Annotated in this window: 16 protein-coding genes and 1 riboswitch; of the genes, 10 read left to right on the forward strand and 6 right to left on the reverse strand. The window is 71.0% G+C overall.

Annotation, left to right across the window (positions count from 1 at the left end; genetic code table 11):
- Positions 1-19 precede the first annotated feature (19 nt).
- On the reverse strand, positions 20-865 hold the full coding sequence (locus SA2016_RS02370) for a DUF1206 domain-containing protein (protein ID WP_229710920.1): 846 nt from the start codon (positions 863-865) through the stop codon (positions 20-22).
- A gap of 171 nt (positions 866-1,036) precedes the next feature.
- Between SA2016_RS02370 and SA2016_RS02375 the strand changes: the two genes are divergently transcribed.
- The 7 genes from SA2016_RS02375 to SA2016_RS02405 all read left to right on the forward strand — a co-directional run bounded on the left by SA2016_RS02375 (position 1,037) and on the right by SA2016_RS02405 (position 5,727).
- Positions 1,037-2,323 (forward strand): adenylosuccinate synthase, encoded by a 1,287-nt coding sequence (locus SA2016_RS02375; RefSeq protein ID WP_066494870.1) that lies wholly within the window; start codon positions 1,037-1,039, stop codon positions 2,321-2,323.
- A 215-nt stretch (positions 2,324-2,538) separates the two neighbouring features.
- On the forward strand, positions 2,539-3,096 hold the full coding sequence (locus SA2016_RS02380) for an RNA polymerase sigma factor (RefSeq protein ID WP_066494872.1): 558 nt from the start codon (positions 2,539-2,541) through the stop codon (positions 3,094-3,096).
- Positions 3,093-3,893 carry a hypothetical protein gene (locus tag SA2016_RS02385; RefSeq protein WP_157089101.1) on the forward strand — a complete coding sequence of 267 codons (801 nt, stop codon included), beginning with the start codon at positions 3,093-3,095 and terminating at the stop codon, positions 3,891-3,893. Before SA2016_RS02380 ends, SA2016_RS02385 begins: the two co-directional genes overlap by 4 nt.
- Positions 3,894-3,915: 22 nt before the next feature.
- Positions 3,916-4,350, forward strand: a complete 435-nt coding sequence (locus tag SA2016_RS02390) for a CoA-binding protein (protein WP_066494874.1) — start codon at positions 3,916-3,918, stop codon at positions 4,348-4,350.
- Entirely contained in the window at positions 4,350-4,745 is a 396-nt protein-coding gene (locus SA2016_RS02395; RefSeq protein WP_066501876.1) for an MmcQ/YjbR family DNA-binding protein, read from the forward strand. Before SA2016_RS02390 ends, SA2016_RS02395 begins: the two co-directional genes overlap by 1 nt.
- Positions 4,746-4,764: 19 nt before the next feature.
- Positions 4,765-5,385: a tetratricopeptide repeat protein gene (locus tag SA2016_RS02400; RefSeq protein WP_066501874.1), complete on the forward strand. Its 621-nt coding sequence runs from the start codon at positions 4,765-4,767 to the stop codon at positions 5,383-5,385.
- A 21-nt stretch (positions 5,386-5,406) separates the two neighbouring features.
- Positions 5,407-5,727 carry a putative quinol monooxygenase gene (locus SA2016_RS02405; RefSeq protein ID WP_066494875.1) on the forward strand — a complete coding sequence of 107 codons (321 nt, stop codon included), beginning with the start codon at positions 5,407-5,409 and terminating at the stop codon, positions 5,725-5,727.
- 124 nt (positions 5,728-5,851) lie between these two features.
- Here SA2016_RS02405 and SA2016_RS02410 read toward each other — a convergent pair whose 3' ends face one another.
- The 4 genes from SA2016_RS02410 to sfnG form a co-directional block, all read right to left on the reverse strand.
- The gene (locus SA2016_RS02410; RefSeq protein WP_066494878.1) at positions 5,852-7,240 is read right to left on the reverse strand and encodes an NAD-dependent succinate-semialdehyde dehydrogenase; all 1,389 of its coding nucleotides are present in this window, start codon (positions 7,238-7,240) and stop codon (positions 5,852-5,854) included.
- Between the two features lie 261 nt (positions 7,241-7,501).
- The gene (locus SA2016_RS02415; RefSeq protein ID WP_066494880.1) at positions 7,502-8,011 is read right to left on the reverse strand and encodes a CoA-binding protein; all 510 of its coding nucleotides are present in this window, start codon (positions 8,009-8,011) and stop codon (positions 7,502-7,504) included.
- Complete coding sequence (locus SA2016_RS02420) at positions 8,008-9,387, reverse strand: O-acetylhomoserine aminocarboxypropyltransferase/cysteine synthase family protein (protein ID WP_066494882.1); 1,380 nt, start codon at positions 9,385-9,387, stop codon at positions 8,008-8,010. Before SA2016_RS02420 ends, SA2016_RS02415 begins: the two co-directional genes overlap by 4 nt.
- Positions 9,387-10,610, reverse strand: a complete 1,224-nt coding sequence (gene sfnG / locus SA2016_RS02425) for a dimethylsulfone monooxygenase SfnG (RefSeq protein ID WP_066494883.1) — start codon at positions 10,608-10,610, stop codon at positions 9,387-9,389. The genes SA2016_RS02420 and sfnG overlap by 1 nt, the downstream gene beginning before the upstream one ends.
- A gap of 56 nt (positions 10,611-10,666) precedes the next feature.
- A riboswitch (SAM riboswitch) is annotated at positions 10,667-10,775 on the reverse strand.
- A gap of 128 nt (positions 10,776-10,903) precedes the next feature.
- Between sfnG and SA2016_RS02430 the strand changes: the two genes are divergently transcribed.
- Positions 10,904-12,130: an acyl-CoA dehydrogenase family protein gene (locus SA2016_RS02430; protein ID WP_066494885.1), complete on the forward strand. Its 1,227-nt coding sequence runs from the start codon at positions 10,904-10,906 to the stop codon at positions 12,128-12,130.
- 152 nt (positions 12,131-12,282) lie between these two features.
- Here the strand turns inward: SA2016_RS02430 and SA2016_RS02435 are convergent, their stop codons facing one another.
- Positions 12,283-13,272 (reverse strand): ArsR/SmtB family transcription factor, encoded by a 990-nt coding sequence (locus SA2016_RS02435; protein ID WP_066494888.1) that lies wholly within the window; start codon positions 13,270-13,272, stop codon positions 12,283-12,285.
- Between the two features lie 93 nt (positions 13,273-13,365).
- On the opposite strand from SA2016_RS02435, the gene SA2016_RS02440 reads away from it, so the two are divergent.
- Positions 13,366-13,863: a hypothetical protein gene (locus tag SA2016_RS02440; RefSeq protein WP_066494890.1), complete on the forward strand. Its 498-nt coding sequence runs from the start codon at positions 13,366-13,368 to the stop codon at positions 13,861-13,863.
- Between the two features lie 72 nt (positions 13,864-13,935).
- The gene (locus SA2016_RS02445) at positions 13,936-14,652 is read left to right on the forward strand and encodes an NADPH-dependent FMN reductase (protein ID WP_084249242.1); all 717 of its coding nucleotides are present in this window, start codon (positions 13,936-13,938) and stop codon (positions 14,650-14,652) included.
- The last annotated feature ends 78 nt before the right edge of the window (positions 14,653-14,730 follow it).

Genomic DNA, 14,730 nt, shown 5'->3' on the forward strand with positions numbered 1-14,730 from the left:
GGACAGCGCGCGGCGCGGGCTACTGGTCGAAGTTGCCGTACTTGGCCCGCGCCGCGCTGTAGACCCCGTAGCAGGCGAGGCCGAGCGCCACCACGCCGAGGATCCAGCCGCCGAACGGCTGGGACGCGAGAGACTTGAGCGCGCCGTCGAGGCCGGACTGCTGCTTCGGGTCGTGGTGCACGGCGGCGACGAGGATCAGGATCCCGAGGACTGCGACCGCGACGCCCTTGGCCGTGTAGCCGATGCTTCCCACGACCTTCACCCAGTCCGGCGCCGACTCGTTCGGCTGGGCGTCCTTGCCCAGGAAGCCGCGGGTCACGCCGCGGAAGCCGAAGTACACGCCGATGCCGAGGACCACGAGCCCGGCGATGAAGAGCACCACGGGGCCGAAGGGGACCGAGAGCACATTGGCTGTGGTCTGCTGGGACTGCTGGCTCGAGTTCTTCTGGTTGCCGAGGGCGAAGCTGATGAACAGCCACGTGAGGCCGAAGTATGCGATCGCGGTGCCGCCGGGGCCGAGGGCCTTGGTCGCCTTGCCCTCGCGCCGCCACTTCGCGACCGCGTCGATGACCATCCAGACGGCGAGGGCGGCGCAGCAGACGACGCCGGCCCACAGCAGCACCGGTCCGCCGGGAGCCGAGGCGATCTGCCCGACCGCGCTCGACTGGTCGGCGTTGTTGCCGCCGCCGAGCGCCACCTGGAGCGCCAGCCACGCGATGAGGATGTGCAGCAGGCCCACGAAGGCGAAGCCTGCGCGAGCCACCGTGCGCGCGGCGGGCGAGCTCGCGGCCCGCTCCGCATGGTGGGCGGCGTCCTTGGCGCCCCGCTCGGCCGAATTGCCGGCCCCGCCTGAATGACCGTCCACTGATGACCTCCTGATACGAGTGCTTCCCATCATCTTCGGTGTCTCTTGCCCTCCTTCGGTAGACTTGGGTGGCAAGAGCCCCGGAAGTCTTGCCACGACGCGCGAGAGACGGGGTCTTTGCATGTAGGCCAGCGGCCAGCCGGGCCGTGGGCGGTGTCCGGGGAGGAATCCATGCCAGCAATCGTGATCGTCGGAGCCCAGTGGGGCGATGAGGGCAAGGGCAAGGCAACGGACCTGCTGGGGGGCCGCGTGGACTACGTGGTCAAGCCCAACGGGGGCAACAACGCCGGCCACACGGTGGTGGTCGGCGGCGAGAAGTACGAGCTCAAGCTCCTGCCCGCCGGCATCCTGAGCCCCAACACGATCCCGGTCATCGGCAACGGCTGCGTGGTGAACCTCGAGGCGCTCTTCCAGGAGATCGACGGCCTCGAGGCCCGCGGCGCGGACACGTCCCGCCTGCGCGTCTCCGCCAACGCCCACCTGGTCGCGCCGTACCACCAGACCCTCGACAAGGTCACCGAGCGGTTCCTCGGCAAGCGCGCGATCGGCACCACGGGCCGCGGGATCGGCCCCGCCTACATGGACAAGGTGGCCCGCCTCGGCATCCGCGTCCAGGACGTCTTCGACGAGTCGATCCTGCGGCAGAAGGTCGAGGGCTCGCTGCACCAGAAGAACGAGCTCCTCGTCAAGGTCTACAACCGCCGCGCCGTGGACATCGACGAGACCGTGGACTACTTCCTCGGCTTCGCGGACCGGCTGCGCCCCCTCGTCATCGATTCGACCTACGAGCTGAACAAGGCGCTCGACGACGGCAAGGTCGTGCTCATGGAGGGCGGCCAGGCCACGTTCCTCGACGTGGACCACGGCACCTACCCGTTCGTCACCTCCTCGAACCCCACCGCCGGCGGCGCCTCCGTGGGCTCCGGCATCGGTCCCACCCGCATCTCGCGGGCCATCGGGATCGTCAAGGCCTACACCACGCGCGTCGGCGCCGGCCCGTTCCCCACCGAGCTGTTCGACGAGATGGGCGAGTACCTGCAGAAGACCGGCGGCGAGTTCGGCGTGAACACCGGCCGCCCGCGCCGCTGCGGCTGGTACGACTCGGTCCTGGCCCGCCACGCCTCCCGCGTCAACGGCTTCACCGACTACTTCCTCACCAAGCTCGATGTGCTCACCGGGATCGAGCGCATCCCCGTGTGCGTGGCGTACGACGTCGACGGCGTGCGCCACGACGAGATGCCGATGACGCAGACCGAGTTCCACCACGCCCAGCCGATCTTCGAGTACTTCGACGGCTGGACCGAGGACATCTCCGGCGCGAAGACCCTCGACGAGCTCCCGGCCAACGCCCGGGACTACGTCCTGGCGCTCGAGAAGCTCTCCGGGACGCGGTTCTCGGCCATCGGCGTCGGCCCCGACCGCGACCAGACCATCGTGGTCCGCGACCTCATCGACTGAGCCGAAAAAAGTTCTCAGAAAAAAATCCGGAACCGCGTAACCCTCGAGGGGCCGCGGGCGATTACCTCAGTGCAAGCCGGGCTGGAATCTGTCCCCCATCATGTTCCAGTCCGGCTTCCTCTCTGCCCAGTCCGAGCCGTTGGCGCAGCTGGCCCACGGCTAGACTGGGCGGGTTCTGCCTTCAGACTCCAGGGTCAAGAATCCAGGGGATAGCCGTGTTCGAATCGATCACTGACGACGATCTCGCGCCGGGTGCGCTGACGGAGCACGAGCGGTTCACCCTCGTCTACCGTTCACTGGCACCCGCGGTGATCGCCTACATGTCCGCCCGCGGGGTGGACGACCCCGAGGCGCTCGCGCAGGACGTGTTCGTCGCGGTCCTGCCGCGTCTCGGGTCGATCACCGGCGGTGCGGCCGGGTTGAAGACGCTCGTCTTCTCCGTGGCCCACGCCCGCGTGGTGGACCACTACCGCCGCACCGAGCGCCGGCCGCGGATCGTCGACTACGATCCGCTGCTGGACACGCGCGAGACCGCCTCCGCGGAGCACGATGCGCTCCTCGCCACGGGCCAGACCGACGCGGAGAACCTGATCGGCAGGCTCAAGGGAGACCAGAAGGAGGTGCTCACCCTCCGCATCGTGGCGGAACTGAGCATCGAAGAAGTCGCCTCCGTGCTCGGCAAGACGCCGGGCGCGGTCAAACAGCTCCAACGCAGGGCACTGCTGGCCCTCAGGGAGCACGTGTCCGAGGAAGAGTGGGTCCGATCAGCGTGAACAGGCAGGTGCAGGCGGTGCTCGCCGAGGAGGGGCTCGAGCACGACGCCGCGCTGACGCGCGCGCTCGAGCGGATCGCGGCGCTCCGGATCGCTGAGCCGCCCGCGCCCTCCGGCGAGCTCGCACGCCTCCTCGCCGCCAGTGCGGCGGCCTCTGCCGGGCAGACGCCCGCGGCGGGGGAGAGCGCGACAGCGCCGCTCGCCGTCGTGCTCCCGCTCACCCGGGCCGCGGCCCGCAAGGCGGAGGCCGCGGCCGTCGCGGCCAGGCCGCGGTGGATCAAGCGCCACCGCGGCGCGATGATCGGCGTGCTCGTCGCGGCCGGCATGGGCCTCGGCGCGAGCGGCGTGGCCGCCATGACGGGCCAGGCCTGGGACTGGCACGCGCCACTGCACCCTGCCGTGGGCCCGTCGCTCACCCACGACGCCGAGCCCTCGGCCCCGGGCGGGGGCCCCGGCACGCCCTCCGGCGCCGCGGCGCCGACGCAGGACACGGGTGCGGGCGCGACCGGCGCGGGCCGCACCCTCGGCCAGTCCGGGGCGCGCAGCGCCGACGGGTCGGCCCAGAAGCAGGGCGCCGCCACCTCCTCCCCGTCGCACGACTCCCGGGAGCAGGGGTCGCAGGACCCGACCCCGCAGGGGAGCGACCGCGGGCACGGTTCCGGTGGTTCCGCGGACTCGGTCCCGTCCTCCCAGAGCACGGCGCGGCCGAGTCCGAGCGCCGGAAGCCAGGACGGGTCCGGCGCGAGCGGCCACGACGGGAACGGCGGCGGCTCCGACGGCCAGCCCACCAGCCGGTAGGCGCCCGCAGTAGCATGGCCCCATGCGGCACGTGAACGATCCTGCTGTCATCGACCGCCTCATGAGCACCCCCGGGACGTGGGCGATCGTCGGGCTGACCCGGAATGAGTGGCGGGCCGCGCACGCCGTCTCCCTCACGGTCCGCGACGTCATGGGCAACCGCATCATCCCGGTGAACCTGCGCGGCGAGGACGTGCACGGCGAGAAGGGCTACGCGCGGCTCGCGGACATCCCCGCCGAGCTGCACCCGATCGACGTCGTGGACTGCTTCGTGAACTCCGGCCGGGTCGGCGACATCGTGGACCAGGCGATCGCCGTCGGTGCGAAGGCCGTGTGGATGCAGCTCGGCGTCGTCGACGAGGGCGCGGCGGAGCGCGCGGAGGCCGCGGGGCTCGACGTGGTCATGGACGCCTGCCCCGAGCGGGAGCTGTGGCGGCGCGGCCGCGGGACGGCGTGATGGACGCTTCCCTGCTCAGGGAGCTCTGCCTCGGCTTCCCCGGCGCGTACGAGGACTTCCCGTTCGGGCCCGAGGCCTCGGTGTTCAAGGTCCGGCCCCCGCGGGGCGGCGACGAGCGGCCGGGAAAGATGTTCGCCCTCTCCAACCTCGACGCGGTCCCCCTGACCGTGGCGCTCAAGTGCGACCCCGCGCTGGCCGTGCAGCTGCGGGCGGCGCACCCCGAGATCACCGGCGCCTGGCACATGAACAAGAGGCACTGGAGCGACGTGCGCCTCGACGGGGCCCTCGCCGAGGAGGATGTCCGCGACCTGATCGAGGACTCGTACGACCTCGTCGTGGCCGGCCTGCCCCGGGCGCAGCGCGAGGCGCTGGGCTGGAGCCGGCTCGCCCGCTGAGCGCGCTAGGGTGGGGAGCGTGCTCGAACAGTCCACGCTCGATGCCCTGTGGGACTTCTCCGACCCGGCCGCCTCGGAGGCAGCGTTCCGCCGCGCCCTCGAGGACCCGCAGTTCGACGCCGCGGAGCGGTGCGAGCTCGCCACCCAGCTGGGCCGGGCGATCGGCCTCCAAGGCCGCTTCGAGGAGGCCGATGCGCTCCTCGACGGCATCGACTGCGAGCCCGACCCCACGATCGGCGTGCGGGTCGTCCTCGAACGCGGCCGCCTGCTCAACTCCTCGGGGCATGCCGCCATGGCCGTGCCGCTGTTCGAGCAGGCCGCCGAGCTCGGCGAGCACCTCGGGGAGGAGTTCCTCGCCGCGGACGCGTTCCACATGCTCGCGATCGCGGACACCGAGCACGCCGAATCCTGGGCACGCGCCGGCATCGAGTACGCCAGCAGCTCCCACAGCAAGCGCACCCAGCGCTGGTGCGCCTCGCTCCACGGCAACCTCGGATGGATGTTCGTGGACGCCGGCGAACCCCACCGCGCGCTCGTCGAGTTCCAGCTCGCCGAGCAGTGGGCCGAACGCGTGGGCACCCCCGCCCAGGTCGAGTGGGCGCGCGAGGGGATCGCCGCCTGCCGCGCCACCGGCGGCTGACCAACCTACCGAAAGGACACCATGTACTTCATCGTCGTGAAGTTCGAGACCAAGCCCGAGTACACGGAGCAGTTCCCCGAGATCGTGCGCGAGTTCACCGAGTCCACGCGCAGGGAGCCCGGGAACCTGTTCTTCGAGTGGTCGCGCTCCCTGGAGAACCCGGCGGAGTACGTCCTCGTCGAGGCCTTCACAGACGACGGCGCCGCCCCGCACGTGCAGAGCGAGCACTTCGCGAACGGCCTCGAGGCCATGCGGCCCTGCCTGGTCAGGACCCCGAGTATCGTCTCCCGGCTCGTCGACGGCGAGGGCTGGGGCGAAATGGGCGAGCTGCAGATCGGCTGAGGGCCACCACAGCGCGGCGCCCCCGAAGCACGACGGCGGCCCGGTCACCTTCCGAGCGGAAGGCGACCGGGCCGCCGTCGTACCCCCGTCTGAAGGTCACCTCCTGAAGGTCAGCTCCTGCGGGTCACTCGGCGACGTAGTAGAGGCGCTTGTTGACGAACTCGTCCATCCCGAGCGGGCCGAGCTCGCGGCCGAAGCCCGAGCGCTTGACCCCGCCGAACGGCATCTCCGCGCCCTCGGCGGCCGGGATGTTGACGTTCGACATGCCGCTCTCGAGGCGCGACGCGACCTTCTCCGCGCGGGCGGTGTCCGTGGAGAAGACGGCGCCGCCGAGGCCGTACGGGGTGTCGTTCGCGAGGCGGAGGGCCTCCTCGTCGCTGCCGACCTTGTAGACCACCGCGACCGGGCCGAACAGCTCCTCGCGGTACGCCCGCATCTCGGGCGTGACGCCCGTGAGGACGGCGGGGGAGTAGTACGCGGCGTCGCCCTCGCCGAGCACGCCGCCCGCGTGGAGCGTGGCACCCTTGTCCACGGCGTCCCGCACCTGCTCGGCCAGGCCCTCGGCGGCCGCGCGGGAGGACAGCGGCGCGTACGTGTTCTCGGCGTCGGCGGCGGGATCGCCCGGGGTGAGGGCCTGCGCGCGGGCGGTCAGCTGGGCCACGAAGTCGTCGAAGATGTCCTCCATGACGATCATCCGCTTGTTCGAGTTGCAGGCCTGGCCGGTGTTCTCCATGCGGGTGTCCCACGCGGTGTCCGCGACTGAGGCGACGTCAGCGGCGTCGAGGACCACGAATGGGTCCGAGCCGCCGAGCTCGAGCACGGCCTTCTTGAGGTTCTTGCCCGCGAGCTCGCCGATGATCGCGCCCGCCCGCTCCGAGCCGGTCAGCGAGACGCCCTGGAGGCGCGGGTCCGCGATGATGTCCGCGATCTGGGCGTGCGAGGCGAAGAGGTTGACGTAGGCGCCGCGCGGCACGCCGGCGTCGTCCATGATCTGCTGGATCGCGAGGGCCGAGCGGGGGCAGTTCTCGGCGTGCTTGAGGATGATCGTGTTGCCGAGCATGAGGTTCGGCGCGGCGAACCGGGCCACCTGGTAGTACGGGTAGTTCCACGGCATGATGCCCAGGAGCGGGCCCACGGGCAGCTTCTGCACCACGGCCCGGCCGCCGGAGAAGGTCTTGATCTCCTGATCGGCGGCGAGGGTCGGGCCCTCGGTGGCGAAGTAGTTGAAGATGTCCGTGCAGAACTCGGCCTCGCCCTTGGACTGGGAGAGTGGCTTGCCCATCTCTTCGGTGATGATCGCGGCGAGCTCGTCGGCGCGCTCGGTGAACAGCTCGGCGATGCGCGAGACCACCTTGGCGCGCGCCTCGATCGGAGTCTCGCGCCAGGACTCGAAGGCGCTCTGGGCGGAGGCGAGGGCGGACTCGACGTCGGCGTCGGTCGCGGTGGGAAACGTCTCGACGACCTCGCCGGTGGCGGGATTCAGGACACGGTATCCGGGCTCACTGCTAGTCATGGCACCATCTTGCCCCGTTTGGTGGCGCAGATCACTGTGCTTAAGGACGACGCCGAGGGGTCGCCGCTGTGCGGATCGTCCCCCGGCGTCGCTTCGGTTCGCTTCCCGCGCGTCGAGGAGTCACCTCCGTCCCGTTGAGGAGTCACCTCCGCGACGTCGAGGAGCCAGACGACGCCGGCCGGGCACCTTCTGCGCGGAAGGCGCCCGGCCGGCGTCGTACCCGAAAGGGGGAAATCGCGACGAGATGCGTACCCGAAACGGTTAGGGGAGGACCTGGCGCTTGCTCGAGATCACGCCCGTGTTGAAGCCCGCGAGGTGCAGGCCGCCGTGGAAGCGCGCGTGCTCGATCTTCACGCAGCGGTCCATTACCACGTTCAGGCCGGCGGCCTCGGCGTCCGCGGCGACCCCCTCGTGCCAGGACCCGAGCTGGAGCCAGATGGTCTTGGCGCCGACCGCCTTGGCCTCCTCGAGCACGCCGGGGAGGTCGTCGTGCTTGCGGAACACCTCGACGAGGTCCGGGGTCTCGGGCAGGTCCGCGAGCGAGGCGTAGACCGGCTGCCCCAAGATGCTCTTCACGACCGGGTTGACGAAGTACACGCGGTACTTCGTGGACGAGAGCAGGTACGTGGCCACGAAGTAGCTCGCGCGGCTGGGCTTGTCCGAGGCTCCGACGATCGCGATGACCTTCGTCTCGTGCAGGATCCTCAGCCGCTCGGGGGCGGAGGGACCCACCCAGGTGCGCTCGGCTTCTGTCGTTCCGACGACGCTCACTTGTTCGCTCCCTTCGCGGGCACGGAGCAGGCCTCGCCGCTGTAGGTCGGCGCGGCGAACTCCTCCTCGAGGCCGGTGATCTCCTGCGGCTCTGTCTGGCTTGCAGCCAATGCCTGGTCGAGGTCCCAGATGATGTCCTCGACGTCCTCGAGCCCCACCGAGAGGCGGATGAGGTCCGCCGGCACGCCGGCCGCGACGAGCTGCTCCGCGGAGAGCTGCTGGTGCGTCGTCGAGCCGGGGTGCAGCACGAGCGTGCGCGCGTCCCCGATGTTCGCCAGGTGCGAGGCGAGCTGGAGCGCCTCGATAAACCGGGCACCGGCCTCGCGGCCACCCCTGACGCCGAAGCTGAACACCGAGCCCACGCCGAGGGGCAGGAGCTCCTTCGCGTACGCGTGCTGCGGGTGCGAGGGCAGGCCCGCGTAGTTCACGTAGGTGACGCGCGGATCGGCCTCGAGCCACTCGGCGACGCGCTGGGCGTTCGCGAGGTGGTTGTCCATGCGCTGCGGGAGCGTCTCGACGCCCTGGAGGAGCTGGAACGCGGACTGCGCGGACAGGGACGGCCCGATGTCGCGCAGCTGCTCGGAGCGCAGCTTGGTGAGGAATCCGTACTCGCCGAAGTTGCCCCACCATGAGACGTTGCCGTAGCTGGGCACCGGCTCCGTCATGGTCGGGAATCTGCCGTTGCCCCAGTCGAAGGTGCCGGACTCCACGACCACGCCGCCGAGCGTGGTCCCGTGGCCGCCGAGGAACTTCGTGGCCGAGTGGATCACGATGTCCGCGCCGTGCTCGATGGGCCGCAAGATGTACGGCGGGGTCAGCGTCGAGTCGACCACGAGCGGGACTCCGTGCTCATGGGCGACGGCGGCGAGGCCGGCCAGGTCGGCGATGTCGCCGGAGGGGTTGGCCACCACCTCGGTGTACACGGCCTTGGTGTTCTCGCGCAGGGCCGCCTTGAACGCGGCCGGATCGGTCGAGTCCACGAACGTGGTCTCGACCCCGAACCGGCGCAGCGTCACGTCGAGCTGGGTGATCGTGCCGCCGTAGAGCTTGGAGGAGGCGACGATGTGGTCCCCGGCCTGGGTGAGCGCGGCGAACGTGATGAACTCCGCGGCCATGCCGGAGGACGTCGCGACCGCTCCGATGCCGCCCTCGAGCGAGGCGATGCGCTCCTCGAAGGCGGCGACGGTCGGGTTGCCGATGCGGGAGTAGATGTTGCCGTACTTCTGCAGCGCGAACAGGTTGGCGGCGTCGTCCGAGTCCTTGAACACGAACGAGGTCGACTGGTAGATCGGGACCGCCCGGGCGCCGTGCTCGGCGTCGGGCGTGCCGCCGGCGTGCAGGGCGCGGGTGCGGAAGCCGAACTGGCGCTCCGCCATCAGGCGTTCGCCCCGGCGAGGTCCGCCCCGGTGAGGTCCGCGCGGTGGCGGGCGGCGCCGTCGTGCCTCGTGACCGGCAGCAGGTCAGTGCGCAGCTCGGTGCCGTTCTTGCGGGCGAGGTCCGCCTCGAGCTCGCGCACGATCGGGAGGACGTCGCGGCCGAACGCCTCGAGCTCCTCCTGGAAGTGCAGGTAGCCGGTGAGGAACAGGTTCACGCCGATCTTCTTGTACTCGACGATCCGCTCGGCGATCTGCTCGGGGGTGCCGATGAGCTTGGTGCGGAAGCCGTCGTTGTACTGGACGAGGTCCTCGAACGTGGAGTCCTCCCACATGCCCTTGCCGTCCTTGGTGGACTGGCCGGCCTCCTTGACGGCGGCGGCGAAGCCCTCGACGGCGGGCCGGTGGGCCTTGGCGATGATCTCGCGGAGCGTGTCCTGGGCCTCCTTCTCCGTGTCGCGGGCGATCACAAAGCCGTTGAGGCCGAAGCGCGGCGCGGCGGGGGCGGTGCGGCCGTCCTGGGCGGCGGCCAGGACCCCGGCGATGTTCTCCTTGAAGCCCTCGATGTCGCGGCCGTTGGAGAAGTACCAGTCCGCGGTGCGGCCTGCAGCGGCCTGCGCGGCCGTCGAGTTGCCGCCGAAGAAGATCTCCGGGTGCGGGCGGCCCGGGACGTCCAGCGGCGCCGGGTTCAGCGTGAAGTCGGAGATCGTGTAGTACTTGCCCGACTGCGAGTACTCCTTCTGCGTCCACAGGCCTCGGAGGGCGTTGATGAACTCCTCGGTGCGGACGTAGCGCTCATCGTGCTCGAGCCACTCCAGGCCGAAGTTCACGAACTCGTCCTTGAGCCAGCCCGAGACCACGTTCACGGCCGCGCGTCCGCCGGAGAGGTGGTCCGCGGTGATGATGAACTTTGCGAGCACCCCCGGGTGCCACATGCCCGGGTGCACGGCCGAGATGACCTTGAGCCGCTCGGTGGCCATGAGCAGCGCGAGACTGAACGAGGTGGCCTCGTGCTGCTTGTCCGCGCCGTAGCTCGCGGCGTAGCGGGTCTGCGTCAGGGCGTACTCGAAGCCCGAGTCCTCCGCGATGCGGGCGAGCTTCCTGTTGTACTCGAACTCCCAGTTGGTCCGCTGCTCGATGGTCGAGACGACGAGGCCACCCGAGACGTTGGGCACCCAGTAGGCGAACTTCAGCGGGGTCTCGAGGTCGATCCCAGACAAGGACATAGTGCGCTCCTTACGTGCGGGCGCGACGTGGGGCTCGGGCCGAGGCTCCATAGCACTCACCATCGCTTCTGGCAGTAGCACCTTTGGCTCCGGACGGCGGTCCCGCCGGGGCCAGGGTTGCTGCGGCGTCACAGATCCAGATCTCTCAGCCGCTCGGGATGGTCAGTCCGATTCTGTCGAAAGACCGCGTAACGATGCAAATTATTTCGTCACACTCGCGGGAGCCGGTGCCGCGCCGAATACTGTTCGGTGGCGTGCCCGCCGGTCGGCCCGCCGGAGAGGGGAATGCACTGATGGGACGCACGACGGCGGGCGGTTCCGCCTCGTACGCGGAGCTCGCCGAGCGCTTCGCCCCGGTCTTCGCGCGGATCGAGGGCGGCGCGCTCGACCGGGAGCTGGCCAGGGCCCTGCCGTTCGAGCAGGTCGGCTGGCTCAAGGACGCCGGGTTCGGCCGCGTGCGGGTGCCAGCCGAGTACGGCGGCTTCGGCGCCTCCATCGAGACGCTCGTCCGGCTGCTCATCGACCTCTCCGCGGCGGACTCCTCGGTGGGACACCTGCTGCGCTCCCACTTCGCGTTCGTGGAGACCATCTCGCTGCAGGACGAGGCCTTCCGGGCCCGGTGGTTCGGCCGGGTCGCGGACGGCGCCCTCTTCGGCAACGCCGCGACCGAGAAGTCCGGCAACGCCCTCGGTACCGTCCAGACGCGCCTCGCCCCCGCGGCCAACGGGTGGCTCCTCACCGGCGAGAAGTACTACACGACCGGCACGATCTTCGCCGACTACGTGGCCGTCATGGCGTCCCCGGAGGAATCGGCCGCGCGGCTGTACGCGATCGCGCCGACCGGGCATCCCGGCGTCGAGATTCGCGACGACTGGGACGGCTTCGGCCAGCAGATGACCGGCACCGGGACGGCCGTGTTCCGCGATGTCCCGATCCCGGATGAGGACGCCGTGCCCCGCACCGAGTCCACCACGCATGAGCCGGCCTTCCTCCAGCTCATGCTCCTGACGGTCCTCGCCGGGATCGGGAAGGCCGTGGTGCGCGACGCCTCGGCGCTCGTGGCGAAGCGGACGCGGACCTTCTCGACCGGGTCCGGGCAGCTGTTCCGCGAGGACCCGCTCATCCTGAACCTGGTGGGGCAGCTCGCGGCCAAGTCGTTCGCCGCGGAGTCCTCCGTGCTCGCCGCGGCCCGCGAGCTCGACGCCGCCCTCGCCCTCGGCCCCGACGCCCCGGCCGAGGACCGCTACGTGCGGGGAGCTGTCGCCGTCGACCTCGCCCAGGTGGCCGTGCCGCCGCTCGTGATCGACGCCGCGCAGCAGCTCTTCGACACGGCCGGCGCCTCCGCCGTGTCCCGGGGCAAGGCGCTCGACCGGCACTGGCGCAATGCCCGGACCGTCGCGACGCACAACCCGGCGGCGTTCAAGGCGCGCGGGCTGGGGGACTGGTTCGTCAACGGGACCTCGCCCGTGGCCCTGCACAGCATCGGCGAGGCAACGGCTCCGGCGGGGTCGGCCCGCTAGGCGCAGCTGACTCCTCAACGGCGCGTAGATGACCCCTCGACGGTGCGGACCTGACTCCTCAACGGCGCGTATCCCTCGTTGAGGAGTCACCTACGCCGTTTCGAGGAGTCACCTACGCCAGCTTGAAGAGTCACCTACGCCGTTTCGAGGGCTCACGCCCGGGCCAGGAGCTCCTCGCCCACCCGCCCGCGCTGGTAGAACACCTCGCGCCCGGCGCGCACCGGCTCGGTGAGCCCCGACTCCGCGAGCACCTTGAGGTGCGCGTTGACCGTCCCGGCGGCGAGGTCGAGCGCGCAGGCGAGCTGCGTCGTCGTCATCGGCACGTCCAGCTGCGCGAGGATCTGCGCGCGCGTCCGCCCGAGCAGGCGTGAGACCGGCGACTCGCGCGTCTCCCGCGTCGCCTCCCACAGCCGCCCGACGCCGCGGGGCGCGTACGTGATGGTGGGCACGAACGGGGCAATGTTGAGCACGAGCGTGTTGGGCCACACGAAGGCGTTCGGCACGAGGATCAGGCCGCTGCCCGGCTTGGGCCGCTCCGTCGCCTCGCACCCGCGCGTGATCTCCAGGCCGGTGTCGGTGGGGCGCACGCTCGGGTGCAGGGTCTTGAACACCTCCTGGATGCCGTACCGCGCCAGGTCGTCCAGGCGCGAGTCGATGTCCGCGAGCAGCACCGAGCGCAGCCTGGGCCAGTAGGGCTCGAGGGCCGTGGTCCAGTACCAGCGCAGCGCCGCCACGATCCGGCCCACCGAGCCCTCCGGGTCGGCGCGCAGCTCGGTGAGGGTGGCCCGCATGTAGCCGACGAGCTGGCACTTCTCGAGGCAGTCGAAGTCGCGCGCCCACAGCTCGGCGGGCACCTCGGCGACGGCGTCGAGGGCCTCCGCGAACGTGTCCGCGCGGGTCGGGGTCGGCGTGAGGGAGTCGGCGATGAAGCCCTTGGGCTGCACGAGGGTCGTCAGGACCCGCAGGTGCTCGCGGGAGAGCGGGTCGCCGCTCGCGGAGATGCGCTGGCGCGCCTCGGTGATCCAGGGCCGGTGCAGCGGCGTCCCGGCCTGCAGCGCGCGCAGGCTGGTCACCGTCTCCCACAGCGGGGAGGCCTCGAAGTGGACCTTGGTGAGGTCCTCGCTCGTGAGCGTGATCTGCATGGGCCCAGCGTAGGTTTCGGCGTGGCCCCGGTCGAGGATTCGGTGAGGGCCGAATCGTTTCGTCCCCCCTCGGCCCCGCGCAGACTTCTGGGCATGGAACCGAAGACCACCACCGCACCCTCCTCCTCCGACCACGGCTCGGCCGCCCGGATCCCGGACGCCCACGCCCTCGACGCCCGCCGGGGCGACGCCGCAGCCTCCGCCGTGGCCCCCGTCCGCGGGCGGCTCCTCCACCCCCTCCAGGCCGCCGAGCGCAGGCCCGCACGCGCTCCGCACTCCGTCCCCGCACCCGCCGCGGCACGCACGACGGCGGAGGCGAACCGGCCGTCGGCTCCTCGCCGGCCGGAGGGCGCACCGCGGGAGCTGGCGCCACGGGACCTGGTTCCGCCGACATCCCTCCCGGACACCTCGGGCGACCTGCTCGGGCTGCCCGATCTCCGCCCGCTCGTGCGGGCCCTGCGCGCGGGGTGGGCGTGGCTCGTGCGGCAGGCGCGGGCTTCCACCGAGGTCGACGCCCGGCTGCGGGCGCGGCGCGACGAGGATTCGGCCACGATGGCCCGGTCGGGAGCGATCCCGGGGCGCCTCATGTGAGCAGAAGGTTGACGTGTCAATCGCTCAGGCCTACAGTTGATTGAAGCATCAACTAAGACCTTGGAGGCATGCATGTCCTGGCTCAAGAAGCTCTTCGGCACGACCGACTCGTCCGCCGCCCACCGCGCCGAGGCTCCGGCCGCGGAGGCGACCCGCGCTCCGGCGCTCCCTTCCGCGGAGGCGCCCACCGCCGTCGTGCGGGAAGGCGCCCCGCGGATCGCGGTGGTGACCGGAAGCACCCGCCCCGGGCGCAACAGCCGCCAGGTGGCGGAGTGGGTCGTTGCGCGCGCGAACCAGCGCGGCGACGCCTCCTTCGAGCTCGTGGACATCGCCGACTTCAATCTGCCGCTGCTGGACGAGGCCTTCCCCGCCGCGTACGGCAACTACCAGGGCGAGCACACGAAGGCGTGGGCGGCGAAGATCGCCGAATTCGACGGCTACGTGTTCGTCACCCCCGAGTACAACCACTCGACGGCGCCGGCCCTCGCCAACGCGCTCTCGTTCCTCAACGCCGAGTGGGCCAACAAGGCCGCGGGCATCGTGGGCTACGGCTCGGCGCTGGGGGCGCGGGCGGTCGAGCACCTGCGGGGAGTGCTGTCCGAGCTGCAGATCGCCCACGTGCAGAAGACCGGCATGTTCTCGCTCTTCAACGACTTCGAGGACTTCTCGGTGTTCAAGCCGACCGACCTGCAGGCCGTGTCCGTGGACCCCATGCTCGATCAGCTCGTGGCCTGGACCGTGGCGTTCGCCCAGGTCCGCGCGGGCGAGCTCGAGGCCGCCGCGGTCTGAGCGGCTCCTGGAGGTGCCGTAGGTGGCTCCTCAACGGCGCGGAGGTGACTCCTCAACGGCGCGGAGGTGACTCCTCAA

Origin of the sequence: Sinomonas atrocyanea, from assembly GCF_001577305.1 — a bacterium.
GTDB lineage: Bacteria > Actinomycetota > Actinomycetes > Actinomycetales > Micrococcaceae > Sinomonas > Sinomonas atrocyanea.

What these genes read in the sequence shown, in the direction of transcription:
- SA2016_RS02390 (WP_066494874.1), top strand. Translation starts at nt 3,916, where the DNA reads ATGCGGCACGTGAACGATCCTGCTGTCATCGACCGCCTCATGAGCACC.
- SA2016_RS02435 (WP_066494888.1), bottom strand. Translation starts at nt 13,272, where the DNA reads ATGCAGATCACGCTCACGAGCGAGGACCTCACCAAGGTCCACTTCGAG.
- SA2016_RS02410 (WP_066494878.1), bottom strand. Translation starts at nt 7,240, where the DNA reads ATGACTAGCAGTGAGCCCGGATACCGTGTCCTGAATCCCGCCACCGGC.
- sfnG (WP_066494883.1), bottom strand. Translation starts at nt 10,610, where the DNA reads ATGTCCTTGTCTGGGATCGACCTCGAGACCCCGCTGAAGTTCGCCTAC.
- SA2016_RS02430 (WP_066494885.1), top strand. Translation starts at nt 10,904, where the DNA reads ATGGGACGCACGACGGCGGGCGGTTCCGCCTCGTACGCGGAGCTCGCC.
- SA2016_RS02440 (WP_066494890.1), top strand. Translation starts at nt 13,366, where the DNA reads ATGGAACCGAAGACCACCACCGCACCCTCCTCCTCCGACCACGGCTCG.
- SA2016_RS02375 (WP_066494870.1), top strand. Translation starts at nt 1,037, where the DNA reads ATGCCAGCAATCGTGATCGTCGGAGCCCAGTGGGGCGATGAGGGCAAG.
- SA2016_RS02395 (WP_066501876.1), top strand. Translation starts at nt 4,350, where the DNA reads ATGGACGCTTCCCTGCTCAGGGAGCTCTGCCTCGGCTTCCCCGGCGCG.
- SA2016_RS02445 (WP_084249242.1), top strand. Translation starts at nt 13,936, where the DNA reads ATGTCCTGGCTCAAGAAGCTCTTCGGCACGACCGACTCGTCCGCCGCC.
- SA2016_RS02405 (WP_066494875.1), top strand. Translation starts at nt 5,407, where the DNA reads ATGTACTTCATCGTCGTGAAGTTCGAGACCAAGCCCGAGTACACGGAG.
- SA2016_RS02420 (WP_066494882.1), bottom strand. Translation starts at nt 9,387, where the DNA reads ATGGCGGAGCGCCAGTTCGGCTTCCGCACCCGCGCCCTGCACGCCGGC.